The 25,085-nt window shown below is 59.4% G+C and carries 18 protein-coding genes; 8 read left to right on the top strand and 10 right to left on the bottom strand.

Annotation, left to right across the window (positions count from 1 at the left end):
* Nucleotides 1-22: 22 nt before the first annotated feature.
* The 5 genes from J8Z22_RS06715 (at nt 23) to J8Z22_RS06695 (ending at nt 11,104) form a co-directional block, all read left to right on the top strand.
* Nucleotides 23-919: an EamA family transporter gene (locus J8Z22_RS06715; RefSeq protein WP_028113719.1), complete on the top strand. Its 897-nt coding sequence runs from the start codon at nt 23-25 to the stop codon at nt 917-919.
* 164 nt (nt 920-1,083) lie between these two features.
* On the top strand, nt 1,084-2,172 hold the full coding sequence (locus J8Z22_RS06710; RefSeq protein WP_035415955.1) for an efflux RND transporter periplasmic adaptor subunit: 1,089 nt from the start codon (nt 1,084-1,086) through the stop codon (nt 2,170-2,172).
* Nucleotides 2,173-2,184: 12 nt separating this feature from the next.
* The gene (locus J8Z22_RS06705) at nt 2,185-5,412 is read left to right on the top strand and encodes an efflux RND transporter permease subunit (protein ID WP_252009619.1); all 3,228 of its coding nucleotides are present in this window, start codon (nt 2,185-2,187) and stop codon (nt 5,410-5,412) included.
* Complete coding sequence (locus tag J8Z22_RS06700; RefSeq protein WP_252009617.1) at nt 5,402-8,455, top strand: efflux RND transporter permease subunit; 3,054 nt, start codon at nt 5,402-5,404, stop codon at nt 8,453-8,455. Before J8Z22_RS06705 ends, J8Z22_RS06700 begins: the two co-directional genes overlap by 11 nt.
* Before the next feature lie 261 nt (nt 8,456-8,716).
* Nucleotides 8,717-11,104, top strand: a complete 2,388-nt coding sequence (locus J8Z22_RS06695; RefSeq protein WP_252009616.1) for a TonB-dependent siderophore receptor — start codon at nt 8,717-8,719, stop codon at nt 11,102-11,104.
* A gap of 43 nt (nt 11,105-11,147) precedes the next feature.
* Here the strand turns inward: J8Z22_RS06695 and J8Z22_RS06690 are convergent, their stop codons facing one another.
* Together J8Z22_RS06690 and J8Z22_RS06685 are read right to left on the bottom strand one after the other, a co-directional pair.
* Entirely contained in the window at nt 11,148-11,906 is a 759-nt protein-coding gene (locus tag J8Z22_RS06690; protein WP_252009613.1) for a response regulator transcription factor, read from the bottom strand.
* A gap of 64 nt (nt 11,907-11,970) precedes the next feature.
* Entirely contained in the window at nt 11,971-13,749 is a 1,779-nt protein-coding gene (locus J8Z22_RS06685) for a cytochrome c3 family protein (protein WP_252009611.1), read from the bottom strand.
* Between the two features lie 333 nt (nt 13,750-14,082).
* Between J8Z22_RS06685 and J8Z22_RS06680 the strand changes: the two genes are divergently transcribed.
* The gene (locus tag J8Z22_RS06680; RefSeq protein ID WP_252009610.1) at nt 14,083-14,934 is read left to right on the top strand and encodes an MBL fold metallo-hydrolase; all 852 of its coding nucleotides are present in this window, start codon (nt 14,083-14,085) and stop codon (nt 14,932-14,934) included.
* Nucleotides 14,927-15,301: a hypothetical protein gene (locus J8Z22_RS06675; protein WP_252009607.1), complete on the top strand. Its 375-nt coding sequence runs from the start codon at nt 14,927-14,929 to the stop codon at nt 15,299-15,301. The genes J8Z22_RS06680 and J8Z22_RS06675 overlap by 8 nt, the downstream gene beginning before the upstream one ends.
* A 4-nt stretch (nt 15,302-15,305) precedes the next feature.
* On the opposite strand, the gene kdsB is transcribed toward J8Z22_RS06675, so the two are convergent.
* The 5 genes from kdsB to J8Z22_RS06650 form a co-directional block, all read right to left on the bottom strand.
* On the bottom strand, nt 15,306-16,052 hold the full coding sequence (kdsB, locus tag J8Z22_RS06670) for a 3-deoxy-manno-octulosonate cytidylyltransferase (protein ID WP_252009606.1): 747 nt from the start codon (nt 16,050-16,052) through the stop codon (nt 15,306-15,308).
* A 3-nt stretch (nt 16,053-16,055) separates the two neighbouring features.
* A complete protein-coding gene (locus tag J8Z22_RS06665; protein WP_084144487.1) occupies nt 16,056-16,232 on the bottom strand; it encodes a Trm112 family protein in 177 nt (58 codons plus the stop codon).
* A gap of 4 nt (nt 16,233-16,236) precedes the next feature.
* Nucleotides 16,237-17,211 carry a tetraacyldisaccharide 4'-kinase gene (gene lpxK, locus J8Z22_RS06660; RefSeq protein WP_252009604.1) on the bottom strand — a complete coding sequence of 325 codons (975 nt, stop codon included), beginning with the start codon at nt 17,209-17,211 and terminating at the stop codon, nt 16,237-16,239.
* Complete coding sequence (gene msbA, locus J8Z22_RS06655) at nt 17,204-18,973, bottom strand: lipid A ABC transporter ATP-binding protein/permease MsbA (protein ID WP_028113729.1); 1,770 nt, start codon at nt 18,971-18,973, stop codon at nt 17,204-17,206. Before msbA ends, lpxK begins: the two co-directional genes overlap by 8 nt.
* Nucleotides 18,974-19,065: 92 nt before the next feature.
* Nucleotides 19,066-21,255 carry a DNA internalization-related competence protein ComEC/Rec2 gene (locus J8Z22_RS06650; RefSeq protein WP_252009602.1) on the bottom strand — a complete coding sequence of 730 codons (2,190 nt, stop codon included), beginning with the start codon at nt 21,253-21,255 and terminating at the stop codon, nt 19,066-19,068.
* A gap of 30 nt (nt 21,256-21,285) precedes the next feature.
* On the opposite strand from J8Z22_RS06650, the gene J8Z22_RS06645 reads away from it, so the two are divergent.
* Entirely contained in the window at nt 21,286-21,858 is a 573-nt protein-coding gene (locus J8Z22_RS06645; protein WP_252009600.1) for a DUF2062 domain-containing protein, read from the top strand.
* Nucleotides 21,859-21,918: 60 nt separating this feature from the next.
* Here the strand turns inward: J8Z22_RS06645 and lolE are convergent, their stop codons facing one another.
* From lolE to J8Z22_RS06630, 3 genes are read right to left on the bottom strand one after another with little or no spacing between them, the layout of a single operon-like run.
* Nucleotides 21,919-23,157 (bottom strand): lipoprotein-releasing ABC transporter permease subunit LolE, encoded by a 1,239-nt coding sequence (gene lolE, locus J8Z22_RS06640; protein ID WP_252009598.1) that lies wholly within the window; start codon nt 23,155-23,157, stop codon nt 21,919-21,921.
* Entirely contained in the window at nt 23,154-23,843 is a 690-nt protein-coding gene (gene lolD, locus J8Z22_RS06635) for a lipoprotein-releasing ABC transporter ATP-binding protein LolD (RefSeq protein ID WP_252009595.1), read from the bottom strand. The genes lolE and lolD overlap by 4 nt, the downstream gene beginning before the upstream one ends.
* On the bottom strand, nt 23,836-25,059 hold the full coding sequence (locus J8Z22_RS06630; protein WP_252009593.1) for a lipoprotein-releasing ABC transporter permease subunit: 1,224 nt from the start codon (nt 25,057-25,059) through the stop codon (nt 23,836-23,838). Before J8Z22_RS06630 ends, lolD begins: the two co-directional genes overlap by 8 nt.
* Between the last annotated feature and the right edge of the window lie 26 nt (nt 25,060-25,085).

Raw genomic sequence — 25,085 nt, 5'->3', positions numbered from 1 at the left:
TGCTATTCAAGGAGTGGATGTCATGATCCCCAAGCTGGCACTGCTGGTGGCCTTCAGCATCTTCGGCCTGATGCCCCTGTATCTGCCGCTGATGCCCGGTGCCGACGTGGTTGAACTTATCAGTCTGCGCATCGTATTGAGTGCCGTACTGCTGTTGTCACTAATGCAGTGGCAAGGACAAAGCCAGCGAATCCTGGACGCCTGTCGCCATCATCGGCCGGCACTGCTGCGCTGCGCTCTGGCGGCCCCGTTACTGGGCGCCGGAGGCATGCTCTCCACTTGGGCTTTTAGCCACAACCAGATTCTGGCCGCCAGCATGGGGCAGTTTTTATCACCGCTGCTGTCGATGGTGCTGGCTGTGGTGGTGTTTCGCGACTGCCTCAGCCGCATACAGTTGCTGGCACTGATGCTGGCAACGGTGGCCGTGGTGATCCAGTTCCACAGTCATGCCGACAGCGTGGTGCTGGCATTGGTGCTCGGCGGTTTGTTTGCCGCCTACGGCGCCTTAAAAAAACAGGTACAACTGGATACCCTGACGTCATTGTCTTTAGAACAGCTGGTGGTGCTGCCGCCGGCACTGCTGTATCTGGGCTACCTGTGGCTCAACGGCGACTCGGTGCTGCAGCAAGGGGACGGTGCCCAGATTGCCTATCATCTCGGCTTTGGTGGCCTGATTCTGACCGCGGTGACTCTGGTCAACTACGCAGTGAAGCGGATCAGTTTCTGTCATTTCAGTTTGATGCAGTATTACGACCCCAGCCTGCAGTTCCTGGTGGCGGTGTGGATCTTTGACGAGACCTGCCACCCCAATCGTCTGCTCGGCTTTGTACTCATATGGGGAGGGCTGGCTGCCGTTATCGGCACCGAGTTGTGGCGGCGGCACCGGCGCCCGTCATTGGCCAGTGCACCAACCAGTTAGCAAACTCACCAACAGTTAGTCAATTGCCGCAACATCTTGTTAACCCCACCAATATCCTGGCATCCTCATCGGCTAACCCATTGATTTAAAAAGCCTCATAACTTTGGCACAGAGCCTGCATTTCCGACGCTAACGTTCGACTTCAGCAACCAAGGAACCGTGCTATGAATTGCCGCCTGTCTGTGACTGCCCTGTCTCTGATCCTCACCCTGACCGCCTGCGGCCAGGCTCCTGCCAACGACACCGGCGCCGACACCACCGAAACGGCCCAGACCAGCGAAACCGACCAGAACATCGTCACCCTGCCGGTGGAGACCCGGGATGTGGTCACCGGCACCGTCGCTTCCTACTACAGCTCTACCGCCATCTTAGAAGCGCCGGAAGAGGCGATGGTGGTCAGTCGGGTCCCCGGCATCATTACCCACATCGCCGTCGAAGAGGGCGACAAGGTGGTCGCCGGCCAATTGCTGGCCAGCATTGAGTCCGAGCGCTACCGCTACAACCTCAATAAGGCTCAGGCCGAACTGGACGTCATCGATCAAGAACTGAACCGTTTGAAAAAAATCGCCAACAAGCAACTGGTGAGCGAAGAGACCATGGCCAAACTGGAGTTCCGTCGCCTGTCGGCCATCGCCGATAGGGATCTGGCGGCACTGCAATTGAAAGAGTCCAGGGCGGTGGCCCCCTTCGATGGCGTGGTGGCCAAGCGACTGGTCAAGCGCGGCAACATGGCCGAGCAATACAAAGAGCTGTTTTACGTGGTGCGTCAGGATGAACTGCACGGCATCCTGTACTTGCCGGAACAGGAGCTGAGCCAGGTGCGCAAAGGCCAGTTGGCCCAGTTGATCCTCGGGGCCAACGATCAGCGTTTTGAGGCGCAGGTGGAACGCATCAGTCCCATCGTCGACAGCGACACCGGCACCTTCAAGGTAACCCTGACGGTGCCCAATGATAAAGGACAGCTGAAAGCCGGCATGTTTGCCAAGGCCAAGCTCAAATACGACAGCCACGACAATGCTCTGGTGATTCCCAGAACCGCGCTGCTGCGTCAGGATCAGGGCCATGCGGTGTACGTCGTGGAAGAAGGCAAAGCCCATCGACGCCAGGTTGAGCTGGGATTTGAAGACGAAGGCCGCATCGAGATCCTGTCCGGCCTAAGCCTGCAGGACAAAGTGGTGGTCCGCGGTCAGCATCAACTGAAAGAGGACGCCCACGTCGAAGTGATCGAGCCTCTGCAACTGGCCCAGCGCTAAGGGTTCGGCATTATGGGAATCATTAATACCTCAGTAAAACGGCCGGTCACCGTTTGGATGTTCATTTTAGCGGTGGTGATGTTCGGACTGGTGGGCTTCAGCCGCCTGGCGGTCAACCTGCTGCCTGACATGAGCTACCCCACCCTCACCGTGCGCACCCAATACGCCGGCGCCGCCCCCGCCGAAGTGGAGCAGTTGGTCAGCAAGCCCATCGAGGAAGCCATCGGCGTCGTCAAAGGGCTGCGCAAGGTCTCCTCCACCTCCCGGGCCGGGTTATCCGACGTGCTGCTGGAGTTTGAATGGGGCACCGACATGGACCTGGCGGCCCTGGACAGCCGGGAAAAACTCGATGCCATTCAACTGCCGCTGGACGTCGACAAACCCCTGATCCTGCGCTTTAACCCCAATCTGGATCCCATCGTCCGGCTGGCGGTCACCGCCGAGGACAGCGCCCAGGCCAACCTGGTGACACTGCGCACCTGGGTCGAAGAGGAGCTCAAACGCACCCTGGAAACCGTTCCCGGTGTGGCCTCGGTGCGCCCCTCCGGAGGCCTGGAGCAGCAGGTACAGATCCTCATCGACCAGCAGAAAATGGCCCAGCTTGGCCTCAGTGTCGAGCAGCTGATTGAACGTATCCGCAATGAAAACATCAACCTGTCCGCCGGCAAACTCACCGAGGGCGATCAGGAACTGCTGATCCGCACCCTCAATCAGTTCCAGAACCTGGACGAGCTGCGGCAACTGATCGTCTACCGCGACGGCCAGCGCCAGGTGCGGCTGTTTGAGATTGCCGAGGTTCAGGACAGTTTCAAGGAGCGCGACAACATCAGCCGCTCTGCCGGCCAGGAAGCGGTGGAACTGGCCATCTACAAAGAGGGCGATGCCAACACCGTGGCGGTGGCCCAGGCCCTGAAACGCAAGCTCGAGCAACTGCAGCCCGACAGCCGTTACCCCATCACTCTGCTGTACGATCAATCTCGCTTTATCGAAAGTGCCGTCAGCGAGGTGACCAGTGCCGCCCTGATCGGGTCGGTGCTGGCCATGGTAGTGATCTTCCTGTTCCTGGGCGAACTCAAACCCACGTTGATCATCTCGCTGTCGATCCCGGTGTCGGTGATCGCCACCTTTAACCTGATGTACTTCGCCGGCATCAGCCTCAACATCATGTCTCTGGGCGGCATCGCCCTGGCGGTAGGGCTGCTGGTGGACAACGCCATCGTGGTGCTGGAAAACATCGACCGCCGCCGAGCCCTGGGGGACGACCTGCAGCAAGCCGCCCGCACCGGTACCGAAGAGGTCAGCGGTGCCATTATCGCCTCCACCCTGACCACTCTGGCGGTGTTTGTGCCGCTGATCTTCGTCGACGGCATCGCCGGCCAGTTGTTTGCGGATCAGGCCATGACCGTGGCCTTCGCCCTGATCGCCTCACTGCTGGTGGCCCTGTCCGCCATTCCGATGCTCTCTTCCCGCAAGGGCATTACCCTGCGCCCGCCAGCACCGACGGCCCCCAAACCCCGAGCTGATACTCGGCTGGGGCTGGTGCGCCAGCGCGCCGCCACGGTATTCAGCTTTCCATTTGTGCTGCTGTTCTCCTACCTGCCGAACCTGCTGATCGCCCTGGTCCTGATGCTAAGCCGGCTGCTGCGCCGAGTCGCACGACTGCTGTTCACGCCAATCCTGTGGGCCTTTAATGCCCTCTACGCCGGCCTGACCTGGTGCTACCCGAGAATGCTGAGGCTGGCGATGTCCGCCCGCTGGTTGACCCTGGCCCTGGCCATTGCCATCACCGGATTTGCCGTCACCCTGGTGCCGAAACTGGGCATGGAGCTGATTCCGCCAATGAATCAGGGCGAGTTCTATCTGGAGGTGCAGCTGCCACCGGGCACCGAAGTCGGCCACACCGACCGGGTGCTCGACCATCTGGCCACGGCCATTGTCGACGATGCCGATGTGGAGCAAGTCTACTCCCAGGCCGGCAGCGGCGGCCTGCTCAGCTCCGCCTCACAGATCGGCGGCGAAAACTGGGGCCGCCTGCAGGTGGTACTGGCCAATGCCGGCGCTCAGCCCAGAATCATGGCCCAGCTTCGTGCCGTCGCCAGTCGCATTCCGGATCTGGAGTACACCGCCCAGTCGCCGGAGCTATTCAGCTTTAAAACCCCCATGGAACTTGAGATCAGCGGCTACGACCTGCAGCAGCTGAAACAGGCCAGCCTGATGGTGGCTCAAGTATTGGGTCAGTCCGGCCGCTTCAAAGACGTGCAAAACAGCCTCAAAGAGGGGCAACCGGAGCTGACGGTGCGTTTTGACCACAGCAAGTTAGCCACTCTGGGACTGACCGCGCCAAACGTCGCCAACCGGGTGGCATCGGTGATCGGCGGCAGCGTGGCCTCCCGCTACACCGTGCGCGATCGCAAAATCGACATCCTGGTGCGAGCCCTGCCCAACCAGCGGGATCAAATGGACGACCTGGCCAGCCTGATCGTCAACCCGGGCTCGGAGCACCCCATTGCCCTCAGCGCGGTCGCCAACATCAGCGAAGAGATTGGCCCGGCGGCCATCAACCGCATCGCCCAGCAGCGGGTGGCCATCGTCTCGGCCAACCTCAGCTTTGGCTCCCTCAAGGAAGCGGTAGCCGATGCCACCGCTTTGCTGCAACAGCTGCAACTGCCCGCCGGCACCAGCATTCAGTTTGGCGGCCAGAACGAGGAGATGGAGCATTCGGTCAACTCGCTGTACATCGCCTTGGCCCTGGCCGTGTTTCTGGTGTACCTGGTGATGGCCAGCCAATTTGAATCCCTGCTGCATCCCCTGCTGATTCTGGTGGCAGTGCCCATGGCTCTGGCCGGCAGCGTCTACGGCCTGTGGCTCACCGGCACCCACATCTCGGTCATCGTCTTTATCGGCCTGATCATGCTGGCGGGTATCGTGGTCAACAACGCCATCGTGCTGGTGGATCGCATCAACCAACTGCGCGGCAGCGGCCTGGATAAAGCGCAGGCGATTCAGGATGCCGCCCACTCTCGACTGCGACCGATCCTGATGACCACCCTGACCACCACCTTGGGACTGGCACCGATGATGATTGGCCTCGGCGACGGCGCCGAGATGCGCGCACCGATGGCAATCACCGTCATCGCCGGCTTGCTGCTGTCGACCCTGCTGACGCTGGTGGTGCTGCCGGTGCTCTACAGCCTGTTCGACAACAAACACTTTGCCACGGAGGCTGCTCATGACCAGTAACCTGACCGCCCTGGCCCTGAGGCGACCGGTAACCGTGTCCATGGCCTTCATCGCCATGCTGCTGATGGGCATCGTCTCCAGCCGGTTGCTGCCGCTGGAGATGTTTCCCGGTCTCGACATTCCAGAAATCATGGTAGAGGTGCCCTATCAGGGGGCGTCGCCACAGGAGGTGGAGCGCAGCATCACCTCGGTGCTGGAGGAGTCGCTGGCCACCCTCAGCGACGTCAAGGCGATGCGCTCCACCTCGACCGAGAACGGCGCCTTCATTGAGCTGGAGTTTGACTGGGGCAGCAGCCTGGCCACCAAAACCGTGGAAGCCCGCGAGCGGCTGGACTCGGTGCGCCACCTGTTGCCCGAGGACGTAGAGCGGGTGCTATTGCGTCAGTTTTCCACCGCCGACATGCCCATCTACACCCTGAGGATCTCTTCCGAACGGGATCTCAGCGGTGCCTACGACCTGTTGGAGAAACAACTGAAACGGCCACTGGAACGCCTGCCCGGCGTGTCTCAGGTGACCCTGTACGGCGTCGACAAACAGCGCATCGAGATTCGCATCGATCCGGATCGGCTTACCGCCAGTGGCGTGCCGGCCTCACTGCTGCAACAACGATTGAATCAAGAAAACTTTGTCATCAGCGGCGGTAACCTGCGTACCCAGCAAACCCTGTGGCAACTGTCGCCCAAGGGGGAGTTTCGCAGCCTCGATGAGATCAAGCAGTTGATTCTGGCGCCCAACATTCGCCTCGGCGATGTGGCCAGCATCGACTACACCCTGCCGGAGCGCATCGATGGCCGCCACCTCAACCGGGCCTATGCCATCGGCCTGGACATCTTTAAGGAGTCCGGCGCCAACCTGGTGGAGGTCGCCGCCCGGGTGACCAAGGTCATCGATGCCACCAACGCCAATCCGCAGTTTCGCGGCATCGAACTGTTCTCCATGGACGATCAGGCCAAGGGGGTCAAAAGCTCGCTGCATGATCTGCTGATGGCGGGCCTGGTGGGCGCGGCACTGTCGTTCGGTGTGCTGTTTCTGTTCCTGCGCAACGTGGCCATGACCCTGGTGATCGTGGTGTCGGTACCAATCTCCATCGCCATCACCCTGGCTGCCATGTACCTGATGGGCTATACCCTCAACATCCTGTCGATGATGGGGCTGCTGCTGGCGGTGGGCATGCTCATCGACAACTCGGTGGTGGTCACCGAGTCGGTATTGCAAGCCCAGGAACACCGCGACGATGGCGATCGCCATCAGGCGATACTTGATGGCGTCAACAAGGTGGCCCTGGCGGTACTGGCCGGCACCCTGACCACCATCATCGTGTTCCTGCCCAATATCTTTGGCATCAAGGTGCAGATGACCATGTTCCTGGAACACGTCGCCATCGCCATCTGCATCTCACTGCTGGCATCACTGCTGCTGGCCAAGACCCTGCTGCCGCTGCTGTTGTCCCGGCTTGGCCGCATTCGTCTCGGCTCCCACAATGCCCCCAAGGGCCAACGCCATTATCAACGCGCCCTAAGCTGGTGTCTGAACTGGCCAAAAACCACCGGCCTTATCACCCTGCTGATCCTGGCCAGCACCGCCCTGCCCGTCAGCAAGGTCAACATGGCCGACGACGACGACGCCGAAGATCGGCTTTATCTGCGTTACCACCTGGAAGGCCAGCACGCCCTGGCCGTCACCGAAGGGATGGTCAACCGGGTGGAAGAGTACCTGTATGCCAATCAGCAACAGTTGGGGTTTGACAGTGTCTACAGCTACTACGCCACCGATAACGTCGCCACCACCCTGATCATGAAGGAAACCCTGCCAGCGGACATCGAAACCATTAAGCAGACCATTCGCGACAACATGCCGAGGCTGACCGACGCCAACCCGGAATTTGGCTGGAATGGCGGCAACAACGCCGGCATGCGGGTCACCCTCACCGGACGCTCCACCACGGTGTTGATGGAGTTGGCCGACCAACTGGTGCCGCTGTTTCAGGACATCGACGGCCTCGAGGACGTTCGCTCCGACATCAACAGTGGTCAGTATGAACTTCAGGTACAGTTCGACCGCCAACAACTGTCGCGGCTCGGCATTGACATGGCCGATGCGGCTCAGACCGTGGCGCTGGCCGTCAGAGGCGACAACCTGCGATCCTTCCGCCACGATCCCAGTGGCGAAGTGCAGATTTTCCTGGCCTGGGACCGGCAGTGGCGCCAGTCACTGCAACGACTGAAGCAGTTGCCGCTGGCTCGACATAATAACCGGGTCTATACCCTGGAGATGCTGGCCAGCATCACTCTGGAACCCAGGTTGCAAGAGATCAAACACTACAATCGCCAGACGGCCCTGACCATCGGCGGCAACGTCGAGGACAGCTCGATGGATGAAGCCAAGGCGGCCCTGACTCAGGTGCTGGACTCATTGCACTGGCCCGAGGGCTACGACTACCAGTTTGGCGGCGGATTCCGCCAGCAAGAGGACGACCAGGCGGTAATGATCACCAACATGCTGCTGGCCATCGCCATGATCTACATTGTAATGGCGGCGCTGTTTGAGTCGCTGTTGCTGCCCACGGCGGTGATCTCGTCAATCCTATTCTCCATCACCGGGGTCTTCTGGACCTTCTTTATTCTCGGTCAGGACATGTCGATGATGGCGATGATCGGCATCCTGATCTTGATGGGGGTGGTGGTCAACAACGGCATCGTGCTGGTGGATCAGATCAATCAGCGGGAACCGGACATCGACAAGCTGAAGCAAGCCATTGTCGATGCTGCCGGATCGAGGCTGCGGCCGGTGCTGATGACGGTAGCCACCACGGTGCTGGGTCTGGTGCCGCTGGCGCTGAACGATACCCGACTGGCCGGCGGCGGCCCCTCCTACACCCCGATGGCGCTGGCGATCATCGGCGGGCTGCTGTTCTCCACCGTTACCAGCCTGTTTCTGGTGCCTTACTGCTACCTGTTGCTAACCCGAATGCGCCATTTCTACGCCCAGAAAAGCGCCCGCATCAAACAATGGAGCGACGGCGCCCTGCCCAGGTGGCTGTAAGCCATTGCCGTGTTGTTGTATCCCGATGGCCAGTTGTTCCCCTGGCCAGTTTGGAGAGGCCTGTGCCTCTCCTTTTTTTCACCACGGCATTAACAATGCCTAAAAACCAATATTAAGCACTTGTTTAAGCTATAAAAAATTACAGCTGTCGTTAGAACAGTCCGCGCTGATTTATCGCGTTTGATTCTAATTCCATAAAAATGGAAATGTTACCCTTGCCGCCAATCAATATTACCAATAGTTATAAAAAGGCATTTCCTTATGCGCTCAAACCTTGTTGCGTTGGCTGTCGCAGCGAGCATTACAGCCCCTCAGACCCTGGCCTCACAGGACAAGGTCGAAACCATCGAGGTGATCGGCTCCCGCATCGCCCTGCGCACCGCCACCGACAGTGCGGCCCCCATCGACATCATCAGCGGTGAGCAACTGCAGGCCACCGGCATGACCGAAACCGCTCAGGCACTGCAGTTCGCCGCGCCCAGCTATGCCTTTCCGTTCTCGTCGGTTACCGACGGCACCGACGCCGTGCGCCCGGCCAATCTGCGCGGCATGTCACCGGACCACACCCTGGTGCTGGTAAACGGCAAGCGTCGCCACGGCTCGGCGCTGGTGCACACCAGCGGCACCGTCGGCAAGGGCTCCTCCAACGTCGATCTGAATGCCATCCCCATGGCTGCCATCAAGCGGATTGAGATTCTTCGCGATGGCGCCGCCGCCCAATACGGCTCCGACGCCATAGCCGGGGTCATCAATGTGGTGCTGAACGATGCGGATCAGGGCGGCAGCATCGCCACCCAGATAGGTCAGACCTACGAGGGGGATGGCGAGCAGGTTCGAATTGGCCTTAACCATGGCCTGAGCCTCGGCGACGACGGCTTCCTCAACCTGTCACTGGAGGCCCAACAGAAGAACGCCACCAACCGGGCCGGTGCCGATCCCCGTCAACAATACCCAACCCTGGCCGATGGCAGCCCGGATCCCCGCGAGGCGAGCTTTGATCGCAACAGCCACCACATCGGCAACAGCGACTACGACAACTACGGCCTGTTCGCCAATGCCGGCTACTCCCTCGATGGCGAGGACAACCTGTATGCCTTTGGCGGCATCAGCCAGCGCGAATCCAAATCCGGCGCCTTTTACCGCCGCGCCCTGGATGGCCGCAATCTGCCCGAGATCTATCCGGACGGCTTCCTGCCTCAGATTAACCCGGAAATCATCGATTACTCGCTGGTGCTGGGCTATGAGTTTGCCCTTGGTCAGTGGCAACTGGACGCCTCCGCCGGCTACGGCAGCAACAGCTTTGAATACCGGGTGGTCAACAGCCTCAACGCCTCACTGGGACCGAGCAGCCCCACCGAGTTTGATGCCGGCACCCTGTCCACCGAAGAGCTGAACCTGAACCTGGACGCCTCTCGCTACTACGAGTTTTACAACGACTCCGAGCTGGTGGTGGCCCTGGGCCTGAGCTGGCGCAACAGTGGTTACCAGATAGAAGCTGGCGACGAGGCGTCCTACCTCAAGGGCGACTACCAGAATAAATCCGGCGGCAGCCAGGGCTTTAGTGGTTTTACGCCGCAATCGGAAGTGGACGAGGATCGCCACAACCTGGGGCTGTACCTGGAACTGGAAAATCAGTACAGCGAACAATGGTACTGGGCCGCGGCGGTGCGTTTCGAGGATTACTCCGACTTTGGCACCAACACCAGCTGGAAACTGGCCGGGCGCTACGACATCACCGACAACCTGGCCCTGCGGGCCACCACCAATACCGGATTCCGCGCCCCCAGTGTGCAGCAACTGTACTACACCAGCATCTCCACTTTTTTCGACCCGGATCCGAACACCGGCGAGTTTGTTCCCAGGGAGTCGGGCACCTTTAATACCCTGTCCCCCATCACCCAGGCTCTGGGCATCGATGAACTGGAGCCGGAGATCTCCCACTCCTACAGCCTGGGACTGGTGTACCTGACCGACTTTGGCCTCACCGTCACCGTCGACGCCTATCAGATTGATGTCGATGATCGCATCATCCTGTCCGGCTCGCTGGATAAGGACGCCTCGCCCGCCATCGCCGCCCTGTTCGAGGGCACCAATGCCGAGTCCGGCCGCTTCTTCCTCAATGGCCTCGACACCCGCACCCGGGGTATTGATGTGGTGGCATCTCAGGACATCGATCTGGGCCGCTGGGGCGACCTGGAGGCCAACCTGGCTTACGCCTACAACAGCACCGACATCGAACGGGTGAATCTACCGGCCATCCTCGACGCCCAGGAAGCGGCACTGTTCGATCGTCGCGAGGAGATTCGGCGTACCGATGCCAACCTGCATCATAAAGGCAATCTGGGCTTTAGCCACCGCTACGGCGATTTCACCAGCCACCTGAGGTTTAACTATTTTGGCACCTACACCGTGGGTTACTCCCAAAGTGAGGTCAAATACGATGCCAGCTGGACCACGGATCTCAGCGTTCGCTATCAGGCCACCGACGCCATCAGCATTACTGCCGGCGCCCAGAACCTGTTTGACACCTACCCGGAGAAACGGCCCGACGACAACAACTTCAACGGCATTTTCCAGTATCCGGTCACCAATACGCCCTATGGCTTCAATGGCGGTTACTACTTCGTCGATCTGACCTACAGCTACTAAGTCTACGACAAAAAAACAGCCCGGCAGTTGCCGGGCTGAGTGGTTAAGGAAGGATGCCCAGCTCATAGGCCTTGGCCGTCAGATGGATTCGGTTTCTGGCATTGAGGCAGGATTTCAGATTGTCCAGGTGATAATCCACTCCACGGCTGGAGAGGTTTTTCAGCTCGGCAATCTCTTTGGTGATGTACCCCTGAGACAGCAGTTTAAGTATCTCCAGCGCCTGCTCCGGAATCAGCCCCGAATCAAACCAGGGGTTGAGCTCCTTGAAGTAGCGCCCACACATCTGGTGATGAAACCGCTCCAGCTCGGAACGAATCTCACTTTTCCTGTGCAGGGCAGACCGCTCAAACGGTTCCGACTGCTGGGCCGAGGTCAGAAAAAAGAAACCAAAAAAGCCCCGCCTGACCCTGTCCAGCACACCGGTTCCCATCTCGGCATTCACATGGTGGCTGGCCATCAGCTTTAACAGCGCCTGATTTTTGCGCTCGCCGCAGCGAGGCTGATAAAACTCAAACTCCTCAGACGCCTCGTAGTGATAGCATTTATCCTGTTCCGCATAACGTTTGAGGTACTGCTCGATGTAGGGCAGTGTTGCCTGATCCCCGCCTAATACATAACTCTTTCTCAGCATCCTGGCTGGCGAGTAGGTTTTGAAATCCACTTTGTTGGCAAACTCCATATCCAACTCATCTTCACTTTCGGGAAGATAAAACAGGGTGTAGTAGAAGGAACTGATGCCGAAATCAGCCAGAGCAGTCACGAACGCCTGCTCCTCCTCCACCCTTAATCTGCCTCGCTTCATAATGCCCCCTTGACTCGAGCTGCGACTGCCCCGAGCGACCTCGAGGCAGTCGATTTTTTTAGGGCTATTTTCCGCCTACCAGCACATCCTGCTCGTTGTTATGACAACTGACGCAAGAGTAAGGATCGGGGAAGGTGGCACTCTGACCTTTACCCAACTTTTCGAAGGGGTGAGCCGTGAAATTCGCCTCGATGGCATCGCCATGGCCAACCATGTCAAAGTGACAACGGTAACAGCCGGCTTTCTGATCGTGGCCCTTGGGCGCACCGTTATTGCCATGACACTCGGCACACTTAGCCGGTTCAATCAACCTATCGTCCGCCAACGTCGGGTGTTTGCCGTAGTCCATGTCCTTGGCAGTATGACACATGCCGCAGTTTGCCACCTTCCAGCCGAAATGCGACTCGGACAATGGCGCCGCAGGCTCAAGAACACTGCCTCGGGTCAGGCGATAGGGATCACGCTCATCCCCCTGCACAAACTCCTGCACCTCGTAGTAGGAGCGATAGAAGTCGCCGTACTGGAAGACCATCACGTCCGGATTGGCCAGCACCGCCATGTCACCGACAATGTGCGGCGAATAGTCAAACGGCGTCTGATTCAATTTCTGATAGGGCGCCCCCTCGCTTTCAAACAGCATCTTATGGCTCCAGTTGTAGTTCCAGCCATAGAAGCCACTGGAGTAGAGGCCATCGATGTCATTAATGGCGTAGGTCTCCACCGTGGTATTGGTATCCAGAGACGGCCACAGGATCAGGCTGCCGGAATGACCGGGGACGTCGTTGAGGGACAGGGCCACATCCGCCATGGTCACCACACCATCGTAGTAGTAATCCGGGCGCAGATTATGCGGCGTCACTTCCACGTCACGAATCACGTAATCCGGTTTGTAGTCCCAGCAGATGAAGCCTTCGATACCGCAACTGATGAACATCCCTTCCATCACAAAACCGGTGTGATACATCGGCTCGCCATTATCATCCAGTTGCGCTTCGGAGCGCTCTTCGGTGAACTCCGACTCGTAAGGGTTGGCGCGGTTGTACTCCTTGATATAGCGGGTTTCAAACTCCATGTCACTATTCAGACGCATGCGGGTCTGCACCTGAATTTCAGAGACGATCACCTTGCCGTCGTTGTCGTTCAGGCGGCTGATCTCCTCCTGCTGCGCCTGGTGATAGAAGTCCACCTCGTCCTGGGGATAGGGGGCAAAACCAATGTTCATTTTGTGCTTCACCAGGGTCTCATCCGGCCTGAAATAACCGATGTGTTCCAGCCCCCAGTTGTTGGCTGCGGTTTCATCACCGCCATCGTAGTCTTGGGCGGCCATCCAGTTACCTTCACCATTAACGGTGATGTCGAAACTGCGCCGCTGCGGGTCCCACTGGTACTCCAGGTTGACCTCACAGTCCGCCGGCTTGCCCCAGCGGTCGCAGATCTCCTGCTTGCGGTTCTCGGCGGCATAAACCAGGGCATCCAACTCGGTGAAGTTGCCCGGTTTGAACATCTTCACGTACTCGTTTTTGATCGACTCACCGCCATGGTGCTGATCCAACCACTGCAACACCTCGTCACCGCTAATCACGATGGGCCGAGTCGCCGGCGGCGTTATTACCATCCCTCCCGGGTAGAAGTAAAAACCGCTGCCCTCATTCCAATACAGATTGAAATTTTTGCCGGCCATGGTGTGGGTGGGCCGGGGGCCAAATACCCGTTCGGCGGGACGATCGGGATCCACCACCGGCGGTTTCGGTGGCTCAGGAGCATCATCGTCGCTGCCACCACAGCCGGTCAGCACCGATGCCACCGCGGCGCACAGTAGCCATTTTTGCGTTTCTCTCATCATCATTATCACCTTTTTTATAAATGGCCTTGCGGCCTTGAGGCGATAATAGGAGGCAAAAATATACAAATAACCCGGCATTTACATATTGACTTTTGTTCACCGAGACGGATTGAGGGCCAACTCACATCGAATGCTGCGAAGGTTCACAGAATCAACTCCCCGATAGCCACAATCATTGAGTACCAACGATAAAGCGGCGCCTGCCCTTGCCCGAATGGATCATTGCGGCGTGCAGTCAGCCAACAACAGCAGTGAACCCTAGCCCGAGCCTACCCAGCACTGAAAAACGATGCTATTTTCAACAATCCCCCCCCTCAATCTGGATGAGTCACTATGCGCAAGCTGCTGCTGTTCGCCCTGATCTGTGCCCTGCCCGCCAGCGGCGACGATCGGTTTAAAGATGTCGAAATTCAGGCGCTCGAACTGGCCCAGGGGGTGTACATGCTCACCGGCAGTGGTGGCAACATCGGTGTCAGCGCCGGCGAGGATGGCGTGTTGATCATCGACGACCAGTTTGCTCCCTTGGCGGATCGCATCGCCGCGGCCCTGAAAGCCATCAACCCCAGGCCGGTCAAGTACCTGTTGAATACTCATTATCATGGCGATCACACCGGCGGCAACGCCGAGTTTGCCGACCAGGCCACCATCTTCGCCCACCACAACGTGCGGCTGAGACTGGCTCAGGACAGCCAACTGACAGACGCCCACCTGCCGGTAGTCACCTATGGCGACGGCATCACCATCCATTTCAATGGCGAACGCCTGCGAGTGGTGCACCTGCCCTCCGGCCACACCGATGGCGACAGCCTGGTGCGCTTTGATCAGGCCAACGTGGTACACATGGGGGACCTGTTCTTTAAAGACACCTTTCCCTATGTGGATCTGAAAGGCGGCGGCAGCGTCGAGGGCTACCTGAATAACGTCACCACCGCACTGAGCTGGATGGACGACGACACCCGGGTCATTCCCGGCCATGGCGGCCTGGCGACCAAGGCGGATTTACAGAACTTTCAAAAAATGCTGCTAGACTCAATAAGATGGGCTAGAAAGCAACCGATGGACGCGTCTTTGCAGCAGTGGCAGGCAGCCTTTCCCGAATCCCTCCACACCTGGAGCTGGCGCTTCATCACCACCGAACGTTGGGTAACCACGCTGTACGAGGACAAAGCGCGCATCCATGATTGAACTGCTGCTGTTGATCGTTGGCATTTTGATGGTGGCGATGGTACCGGTGTACCTGGCCGCCATTCTGATCCGATCGCCCACACCAGGCATGTTCATCGGCATCATTGCGGTGGCGGTGGCGTTAACCCTGATCGAGTTGTCACTGCGACAGGTCGAGGGCCAATGGGGATGGGTGGTGGGGGGCGCCTTCGCGGCGGTCAGTTTCAGTCTGCTGTTTGCCACCAAAACCTGGCGCGGAATGCTGTTGGCAGCGGTATTATGCGCCACTTACGCCTACGGCACCGAGCACCTGTTGCACGGCAAAAGCCTGGGGGCCAAATTGACCGCCCAGGCCAGCATCGCCCAACAACAATTGTGGCCGAAATGATGACTCAGCGGCTCAGAATGGCCTGAACCCGAGCCAGATCTTCCGGTGTATCCACCCCCGCCGGCGGCGTTTCCACCGCCCGGGCCACGTGAATTGACTCACCGTAATACAACACCCGCAGCTGCTCCAGCGACTCAATCGCCTCCAGCGGGCTTGGTGCCCAGTTCACATAGCGACGAATAAAGCCGGCTCGATAACCGTAGATCCCCACATGCCGCAATGCGCCCGGGCTGACTGCCGGCCCCTGGGCAAAGGCATCACGATCGTGAGGGATGGCGGCGCGGGAGAAATACAGCGCTTTGCCATCCTCGGCGCACACCACCTTGACCGCATTGGGATTGAACATCTCATCGCAGTCGTCAATGGCCACCCCCAAGGTGGACATCGGGGTACCACTGGCCACCAGGTTATCCGCCACCTGACGAATGTTTGCCGCCGGGATCAGCGGCTCATCGCCCTGAACGTTGACCACGACCTGATCGTCGTCCAGTTTCAGCAGCGTCACTACCTCCGCCAGCCGTTCGGTACCGGAGTTGTGATCGGCGGAGGTCATGATCACCTCGCCACCGAAGGCGGTCACCGCCTGCTGCACCCGAATGTCATCGGTAGCCACCACCACCCGCTCGGCACCGGATTGCTGAGCTTTTTCGCACACCCATTGAATCATCGGCTTGCCGGCGATGTCGGCCAGCGGCTTACCAGGAAGACGGCTGGATGCATAACGCGCCGGAATCACCACCACAAAGGACATGGGTTATTCGCCTTTCATCTCGGTGGCGCGGTTTTCCAGCAACACCGGAATGCCGTCGTCGATGGGGTAGACCAAGCGATCGCCCTTACAGGTGAGGGTTTGCTCGGCTGCGTTAAACTCCAGTTTGCCTTTGCAGACCGGGCAGGCAATGATTTCCAGCAATTTTGTATCAAACGCCATGTTGTTATTCCTTCAGTCGTGACAGCAACGCGCCGTCAAAATCTTTCGACAAGCTAGCAGCAACCGGCAAGTAAAACCAGTTGGGCTGCGCAAAAGCGCGGCATTTAACCGCATCTTTTTCAGTCATTAATAGGGTTTCAGCCGCCGGGGTCAATTGCCTCAGCTCGGGGGCGGTATAGGGGTGGTGATCGTCAAAAGGCACGCAGCGTACCGGCATCAGTCCCTGGTTTTCCAGCGAGGTAAAGAAGCGTGGCGGATGGCCGATGCCGGCCATGGCAACGATGTCCCGATCCGCATCGAACGCGCGATCACTGCCGTCCACCGCCCTCAGCGGCAGCGGCTGCAACTGCATCGAATACTCACCGGGCTTGGCGGTGCCGCCGTTGCAGATCACCAGATCCACGCTGGCTAACCGGCTGACTGGCTCCCGCAACGGGCCCATAGGCAGTCGATAACCATTGCCAAAGCGGCGTTCGCCGTCCACCACCACCAGCTCAACCTTGCGGCCCAGACGGTAGTGCTGCAGGCCGTCGTCAGACAGAATCACGTCGACCTCGGCACGCTCCAGCAGCATCTGGGCAGCGGCGATGCGATCTGGCCCTACGGCCATGGGCACTCCCGTTCGCTGAACGATCAACCTGGGCTCGTCTCCCACCAGCGCCGCGGGTGTGTCACTGGCGACCCACTGTGGCCAGTTGTCCGCTTCACCGCCATAGCCTCGGGAGATAACCCCGACCCGCTTGCCCTGCGCCTGCAGTAGCTCAATCAGGTACAGCACCACCGGTGTCTTGCCATTACCACCAACACTGAGGTTGCCCACCACAATCACCGGTACTGGCAATGTGACGGATTTCAGCAGCCCCATCGAGTAAGCCCAGCGCCGCAAGCCGCTGATCACGATGAACAGCAGGGTAAAGGGCGCCAGGACCCACAGCAGCAGGCTGCCCTGCTGCCAGGCGCGCTCGAGCCAGTTACTCATTGTCACCAAACTGCATCTGATGCAATTGACTGTAGACGCCGCCTTTAGCCAGCAGTTCGGCGTGGCTGCCGCGTTCGATCACTTCGCCCTTATCCACCACCATGATCACATCGGCGTTTTCGATGGTCGACAGGCGATGGGCGATCACCAGCGAAGTCCGACCCCGCTGCAGGTTATCCAGTGCCGCCTGAATGGCGCGCTCAGACTCGGTATCCAGCGCCGAGGTGGCCTCATCCAGGATCAGCACCGGTGCATCGCGCAAAATGGCCCGGGCAATGGCGATGCGTTGACGCTGGCCCCCGGACAGCAGGATGCCGTTTTCACCGACCATGGTATCCAGTCCCTCGGGCAGATCCCGAACGAACTCCATCAGATACGCCGCTTCGGCGGCGGCTTCAATCTGCTCACGGCTGCAGTTGTCGCAGGCGTATGCAATGTTGTTGGCGATGGAGTCGTTAAACAGGGTCACCTGCTGCGACACCATGGCAATCTGGCTACGCAAGTTACTCAGGGAATACTCATTCACATTGACGCCATCGAGCAGCACCTCGCCCTCGGTCACATCATAGAAGCGTGGCAGCAGGTTGGAAATGGTGCTCTTACCAGAGCCGGAGCGCCCCACCAGCGCCAGGGTCTGACCGGCCCCCACCTGCAACGACACATTGCGCAGGGCCGGCTCCTCTTTGTTGGTGTTGGGATAACTGAACGTCACATTGTTCAGTGTCAGCTGTCCCTGTACCCGCTCCACCTGATGAGTACCGCTGTCGGCGGCATCGGGCTTGTCCAGTACCGCAAACACGGTGTGGGCGGCGGTAATGCCTCGCTGGAAGTCGGCATTGACCTTGGTCAGGTGCTTCATCGGCTGCATCAGCCCCATCATGGAGCCAATGATGGTGACGAAGGTGCCCGGAGTCAGGGTCTGCAACACCGAATCAAAACTGGCCACAAACAACACCACACCGATGGCACCGGAGCCAATAATCTGAATGATGGGCTGGCTGATGGCCTGGGCGGCAGACAACTTCATGTTCTGACGCCGGTTGAGGTTGTTGATGCGGGCAAAACGCTCGGCTTCGACCTCTTGACCACCAAAGGCAATCACGTTTTTGTGGCCTTTGATCATCTGTTCCGATGCCGTCGTTACCCCGCCCATAGCCAGCTGAATCGCCTTGGAGACCTTACGGAAACGGCGGCTAACAATGGTAATCACCCAAGCCACAATCGGGCCTACCATGAAGAAGATCAGCGACAACTGCCAGCTCTGATAGAACATGATAAACAGCAAGCCGATGACGGTGGCACCGTCTCGCACCATGCTGACCAGGGCACTGCTGGAGGCTCGGGCGACCTGCTCGGTATCAAAGGTAATGCGGCTGATGAGATCACCGGTGCTCTGAGTATCGAAATAACTCACTGGCAAACTCAGGTATTTATTGAACACCATCTGGCGCATGTTCTGCACCACCTTCTGGCTGACCCAGGCCAGACAGTAAGTCGACACAAAGTTGGCACTGCCGCGAATCAGGAACATGCCCACCACAATCAGCGGTGCCATTCGCAGCACCTCGCTGCGTCCCTCGTTGAGGCCACTGTCGATCAGCGGTTGCACCAACCAGATCATGCCGGCATCGACCCCACCGTAGATCAACATGCCGACGATGGAGATGATAAAGGCGGTGCGGTATGGCAGCACATAGGGCCACAAGCGTTTAAACGTGGCCCAGGTTTGGCCTTTCTCTGCGCGTTGGGGTTTGGCGCTCATATCTTTAACCATTCACAAACTGAATCAGACATTCTACCGACTCCCCTGTGGGATACCAATATTAACTCGTCAACCGCTTATTTATCGGCCATTTACCAAGGGCGGTGATTGTACCAATAGGGGGCCAGTTGCTCCCGAAAACTCATCATGGTTGCCCCGTCGGCCCCGAAGTGAGCGCTCACCTGACCGTGGTCACCGGTTACCCACTGCTGCGCCCCAAGGTTGTGGTAGCGCGCGACCACCTCGGGATGGGGAAACGCCCAGCGATTGCGCCATCCTGATGGGTGCACCACCCATCGCGGCCGCACCTGCGCCAACCACGCTGGACTGCTGGAGCTGCGACTGCCGTGGTGGGGCGACACCAACAGATCCACCGGAGCCACCGTCATTCGGCGCTCCGCTTCGTGCTCGATATCGCCAGGCAGCATCACCCGATGGCGGCCATCGTCGATCACCAGCACACAGGAACCGTTGTTGCCGGCCATGGACTGTCGATGCCAGCTCAGGCTCAGTCCCTGCCACCGCTCGGGGGCCGACAAACACCCCGCCCCCTCGATCACTGCCACCTCGGGCCAGTAAGCCTGAATGACCCGACGACCACCAGCATGATCATTATCACCGTGACTGAGCACCAGATGATCCACCGCAACGATGCTGTGGCCAAGCAAAAACGGCTGCAACACCCGCTCGGCGTAACTGAACCCGGAGGGATAAGCGGCGCCGGTATCAAACACCAGCGCCCGCCGGTTACGCTCCACCACCACACTCAGTCCCTGACGCACATCCAACACATGCACCCGCCAGGGGGCGTCCCTGGTCGGAAGGGCCGACAGCAACAGCGGCAACAACAGCAGCAGCGCCCAGGTGCCACTGTATGGTAGCGGCCTTCGCCACAGCAGCAGTGACGCCGACAACGCCAACGCCGCCGCGACCGGAGACAGGCTCCAGCCCAATGCCGCCCCCGGCAACGACGCCGCCAGGGTGGCGATGTTATCCAGCGGCCACAGCGCCGCGTCGGCCAACCACAGCACCTCATCGCCCGCGGGGCCGCCCAGCCACAACCACAACGCCGCCGCCAGTGTCAGCGGCAGAGCCAGCAACGACACCCAGGGCACCATCAACAGGTTGGCCCACAAGGCATGGACCGTGACGCTGCCGAACCAGCCCAGTTGCACTACCCCCAGCATCAACGTCAGACCACACTGAATCCACACCAGGGTGGCGACCTTGCTGCGTATTCCCAGCGGTTTTAACCACAGCAGCAATAGAATGCTGGCCACCGCGGCACAGGAAAGCCAATAGCCCGGCGCCAGCACCGCCAGCGGATCGAACAACAGCAGCAGCGCCATCGCCCGCAGCAAAATCTCCCATGGTCGCGCCTGGCGGCCGGTTGCCAGCAAGGCCATGCCGGCCAGAGTCATTATCAGGGCGCGCTGAGTGGCCAACCCCAGTCCCGCCAGCAGGGCGTAACCGATCACCACCGTTGCCGCCAGCATCAGAATGACACCGCGGCCCCTGCCCGAAGGACTGGGCAACAACCGTCGACTGGCCCAGGCCAGCCCCGACACCACCAGCGCCGCTACCAGGGTCAGGTGCAGCCCTGAGATGGCCACCAGATGAGTCAGTCCGGATTGGCGCAACTGCCGCCAGCGCTGATCACTCAAACCAGTGCGATCGGCCATGGCCAGGGCCCGAATCAGGTCCCCTCGGGGCAAGGATGCGGTGGCCTGGTGCAACTTATCCGCCAGGTGCTGGCGCCAATGAACGCTCCCCTCAAGCGGTTCAAAACCTTGAATCCGGCCGGTGGCCACAATTCTTCGGGAAAGGTAATGGCGACGACTATTCCAGCTAAACTGGTTTAATGTGCCTGAGGGCGGTCGTAATGTAACATCCAGTCGGTAACGTTCACCCAGTAGCCAGGGAGCCGGTCCCTGATGGGTCAGAGAAACACGATTCGGATGCTGTATCTGCAAAGGGGCGCCATCAATCTGCTCGACCTGCCATAAAGTTCGCTGGTATAGTGCGGCGCGGGTTGGCAAAGACAACAGGGTGGCCTCCACCTGATGCCGGCCCGTTTGCAAGGGTTGTTTCGGGTCAATCAACGCACTGGCTTGCCAGCTAAACCAGCAGACCCCCATCAGGACTCCGGCCCACAGCGGCTGGCGTCGCACCAGCACCAACGCTGCGACGATGAGGATTATCCGTTCCAGAGCAGGTAGCAACTCTGGCCATATCAGCCCGGAACTGATGGCCGCTACCCAACCGATTAGAAAACTGTTCACCTGACACTGTTTAGGCGATTGTGGACCGCTATGCCAAAAAAAACGATTAAACGGCTGATGCCGAACCCAGAGAAACTGAGACATCATAAACACCTGAGAATGTTTGGTGATGTCATCGATCGACCGGGGCTGTGGCACCTGAACCGCCGCTCCGCTGCCGGCGCGCTGGCGGCGGGGATGTTTGTTGCCTGGGTTCCGGTGCCGTTTCAGATGATTCTGGCGGCGGCCGCCGCCATTCTGCTTGGGGTCAACCTGCCGTTGGCGGTTGCCACGGTCTGGTTCACCAACCCGGTGACCATGCCATTTATGTTCTACCTGGCCTACCTGGTTGGTGCCTCGATGCTTGGCATGGAAGCGGGCCATTTTCAATTCGAGCTTAGCTGGGAGTGGCTGGAAACCAGCCTGGGACAGATCGGCGAACCCTTCCTGCTCGGCTGCCTGATTCTCGGCATCGGCAGTTCGCTGTTCACCTATCTGGTGATCAACAGCCTGTGGCGTTACTCCATTCTGTTCAGCTGGAAGAAACGCCAGAAGAAACGCAACGGCAACGGCAACGGCAACGGCAACGGCAACGGCAACGGCAACGGCAACGGCAAACGCTAATCCGATTCCGAAAATAAAAAAAGGCCGCAATCGCGGCCTTTTTTTGTCGAGCTGTCACCGTTAACCCAGCGCCTGAGCCGGCTCCTGTTTGGCCGCCTTCCAGGCCGGGTACAGCGACGCCAGCACCGTGACCACGAAGGCCACACAGGTGACCGACACCACGTCAGACAGCATCAATTGCGATGGCAGAAAGTCGATAAAGTAGACGTCTCCGGACAGCAGTTTAACGCCCAGAGCCTGCTCCAGAGCAGCAATCAGATCAGACAGGCGCCACGCCAGCGCGCTCCCCAAAGCCGCACCGATAATACAGCCGGTCAGCCCGGTCAGTGCCCCCTGAATCACGAAAGCCCCCATCACCGCTTTGCGACTCAGCCCCATGGTTCGCAGGATGGCGATCTCCGCCTGCTTGTCCTGCACCGCCATCACCAAGGAGCAGATAATGTTAAAGCTGGCCACCGCCACCATCAGCACCAACACCAGGTACATCAGGGTTCGAATCAGCTGAATGTCGGAATACAGGTGTCCCTGAGTGCGGGTCCAATCGTTCAGGTACAGGTAGTGGCTTTGCTCATAGCCCACGGCACGAATCACCGCCGGTGCCGCAAACAGGTCGTCGAGCTTCAGTCGCAGCCCACCGACGCCATCGCCAAATCCACGAATCTCCGACGCCACCGCCAGGCTGGTGAAGGCCATGGTACGGTCAATCTCTCCTCCCAGGTCGAACAAACCGGTCACGGTAAACACCACCCGCTGCGGCGGCCGGCGCCCCTGAGACTGGGGCCTGGGCACCATCAAGGTCACGCGTTGCCCCACCTCCAGCTTAAGCTGCTGCGCCAGCGCCTTGCCCAGCACCAACGGCTTGCCTGGAGCCGACAGCGACTGCCAGGCTTCGGGACTCATGTAGTGGTCGGCTTCTGAAACCTGTTGCTCCCACTCTGGCACCACTCCGCGTACCGACACCCCTTTGAGTTTGTCGCCCTTTTGCAGCAAACCCTCGACCAGGGTAAAGGGCGCACTCGCCACTACTTCGGGGTGGGTTGCCGCCTCGGCGGCCATGGTGTGCCAGTCCATGATCGGGTCCTCGACCGCGATCATCTCCGCATGGGGCACCACCGCCAACAACCGCTCCTTCAGCTCGCGCTCAAAGCCGTTCATGGCCGACAGCACCAGGATCAGTACCGTCACGCCCAGTGCCACCCCGACAATGGACGACACCGAAATGAAGGAGATAAAACGGTTGCTGTGACGGGTACGCAGAAAACGCCATCCCAAGCCCCACACCAAGCTGATGCGGTTCATGAGCCCTGAACCTGCTGCAGACGGCCACCGTGCATCGCCACCTGCCGATCCAGCCTGGCGGCCAGGGCGGTATCATGGGTCACCACCACAAACGCCGTGCCCTCCTCCCGTGCCAACTGCCGAATCAGCTCGTACACCTCTTCGGCGGTGGTCTCGTCCAGGTTGCCGGTGGGTTCATCCGCCAACACCAGCGCCGGCCGGTTAACCAGGGCCCGGGCAATGGCCACCCGCTGGCGCTCACCGCCAGACAACTCCGACGGCTTGTGTCCGAGTCGGTGACTGAGTCCCACCTTCTCCAGCAAGGCTTCACCGCGTTGGCGCGCCACGGCTTTCGATTGACCGGCAATCAATAATGGCATGATCACGTTTTCCAGAGCACTGAACTCCGGCAGCAAATGGTGGAACTGATACACAAAACCCAGCTGCTGATTGCGCAACTGAGTGCGAGCGCCGTCACTCAGGGCAAACAGATTCTGACCCTGAAACACCACCTCCCCTTCGGTGGGGGTGTCCAGAGTACCGATGATGTGCAGCAAGGTGCTTTTTCCAGAGCCTGAGCTGCCGATGATCGCCAGCAACTCGCCCGCCGCCACCTGCAGGTCCAGATTTGACAGCACCCGAGTGTCGAGTTTGCCTTCGCGGTAGACTTTTCCCAGCTGCGTGCAGCGCAGCAATGGCTCACTCATATCTCAATGCCTCTGCGGGTTTAATCAGGGAAGCCCGCCATGCGGGGTACAGGGTTGCCAGGTAACTGAGTAACAGTGCCCCGGCCACAATCAGGCCAATTTGGCCGTAGTTCAAAATCACCGGCAGCGGCTGACCCGGAGGCAATAACCAAATGCCCAAGGCCGCCATCAATGGTTGCAGGTTAAAGGCCAGCAACAGTCCCGCCAGGGTACCGATGGTCACCCCCAGCACCGTACTGGTCATTCCCTGCACCGAAAACACCCCCATCACCGCCATCGGTCCCAGTCCCATGGTTTTAAGGATGGCGATGTCCGAGGTTTTATCGGTCACCATCATCACCAGCGCCGACACCACGTTGAATGCGGCGATGGCGATGATCAGCGCCAGTAGCATCGCCATCATGTTCTTCTCCATCTTCACTGCGCCGAACAGCTGCCCGTACTGGCTGCGCCAGTCGTCGACCCGGTAGCTCCCATCGAGCTTAGCGGCCAGATCCGCCGCCACCAATGGCGCCGCAAAGGCATCGTCCAGGTACAGGCGAATGGACTGCACCTTGTGTTTGCCCATTCGAGTCAGCTTGGAGGCGTCATCGATGTGAATGTAAGCCAGGCTGGCATCCACCTCCGCCCCCAGCTCAAACACGCCGGAAACGGTGAAATTCCGTTGACTGGGCAGGCGCCCCACCGGGGTATACACCGCCCCGGTGGCCGACAGCACCCGAACTTTGTCGCCCACCATCACCCCGAGGCGATTGGCCAGCTGGCTGCCGAGAAAAATTTGATATTCGCCGCCCTGCAGGGTGTCCCAACTGCCAGTGCGAAAATGGCGACTGACCGCCGACAGCGGCGCCTCCAGCAGCGGATCGACCCCCAGCACCTGGGCTCCTGCCAACTCCGGGCCCGATTGAATCATCGCTTCGGTACTGATCAGCGGCACCGCCCCAATCACATGGGGCTCCTGGGCCAACTGATTGGCCAGCAGCGTCGGTTTATTAAGCGGCGCGTCGGCACTGACCACCACCTGAGGTACCGCCCCCAGTAAACGGGTCTTCAGTCGCCCCTCCAACCCGTTCATCACTGCGCTGACCACAATCAGCGCGGCCACCCCCAGGGCGATGCCGGCGACGGAAAAAAAGGTAATAAAAGAGACGAACTGGGTGTCTTTACGGGAGCGCCAGTAGCGAAGACCGATAAATAGGGATACTGACGGTGACATTTAACCATTTGCCAAATAGATAAGTT

It is taken from the genome of Ferrimonas sp. SCSIO 43195, assembly GCF_023716685.1.
GTDB lineage: Bacteria > Pseudomonadota > Gammaproteobacteria > Enterobacterales > Shewanellaceae > Ferrimonas > Ferrimonas kyonanensis.
The sequence above is the reverse complement of the archived record's forward strand: the minus strand, read 5'-3'. Positions and strand labels throughout refer to the sequence as shown.

Coding starts and splice junctions, on each gene's coding strand:
- J8Z22_RS06715 (WP_028113719.1), top strand. CDS start 23: ATGATCCCCAAGCTGGCACTGCTGGTGGCCTTCAGCATCTTCGGCCTG.
- J8Z22_RS06710 (WP_035415955.1), top strand. CDS start 1,084: ATGAATTGCCGCCTGTCTGTGACTGCCCTGTCTCTGATCCTCACCCTG.
- J8Z22_RS06705 (WP_252009619.1), top strand. CDS start 2,185: ATGGGAATCATTAATACCTCAGTAAAACGGCCGGTCACCGTTTGGATG.
- J8Z22_RS06700 (WP_252009617.1), top strand. CDS start 5,402: ATGACCAGTAACCTGACCGCCCTGGCCCTGAGGCGACCGGTAACCGTG.
- J8Z22_RS06695 (WP_252009616.1), top strand. CDS start 8,717: ATGCGCTCAAACCTTGTTGCGTTGGCTGTCGCAGCGAGCATTACAGCC.
- J8Z22_RS06690 (WP_252009613.1), bottom strand. CDS start 11,906: ATGAAGCGAGGCAGATTAAGGGTGGAGGAGGAGCAGGCGTTCGTGACT.
- J8Z22_RS06685 (WP_252009611.1), bottom strand. CDS start 13,749: ATGATGAGAGAAACGCAAAAATGGCTACTGTGCGCCGCGGTGGCATCG.
- J8Z22_RS06680 (WP_252009610.1), top strand. CDS start 14,083: ATGCGCAAGCTGCTGCTGTTCGCCCTGATCTGTGCCCTGCCCGCCAGC.
- J8Z22_RS06675 (WP_252009607.1), top strand. CDS start 14,927: ATGATTGAACTGCTGCTGTTGATCGTTGGCATTTTGATGGTGGCGATG.
- kdsB (WP_252009606.1), bottom strand. CDS start 16,052: ATGTCCTTTGTGGTGGTGATTCCGGCGCGTTATGCATCCAGCCGTCTT.
- J8Z22_RS06665 (WP_084144487.1), bottom strand. CDS start 16,232: ATGGCGTTTGATACAAAATTGCTGGAAATCATTGCCTGCCCGGTCTGC.
- lpxK (WP_252009604.1), bottom strand. CDS start 17,211: ATGAGTAACTGGCTCGAGCGCGCCTGGCAGCAGGGCAGCCTGCTGCTG.
- msbA (WP_028113729.1), bottom strand. CDS start 18,973: ATGAGCGCCAAACCCCAACGCGCAGAGAAAGGCCAAACCTGGGCCACG.
- J8Z22_RS06645 (WP_252009600.1), top strand. CDS start 21,286: ATGCCAAAAAAAACGATTAAACGGCTGATGCCGAACCCAGAGAAACTG.
- lolE (WP_252009598.1), bottom strand. CDS start 23,157: ATGAACCGCATCAGCTTGGTGTGGGGCTTGGGATGGCGTTTTCTGCGT.
- lolD (WP_252009595.1), bottom strand. CDS start 23,843: ATGAGTGAGCCATTGCTGCGCTGCACGCAGCTGGGAAAAGTCTACCGC.
- J8Z22_RS06630 (WP_252009593.1), bottom strand. CDS start 25,059: ATGTCACCGTCAGTATCCCTATTTATCGGTCTTCGCTACTGGCGCTCC.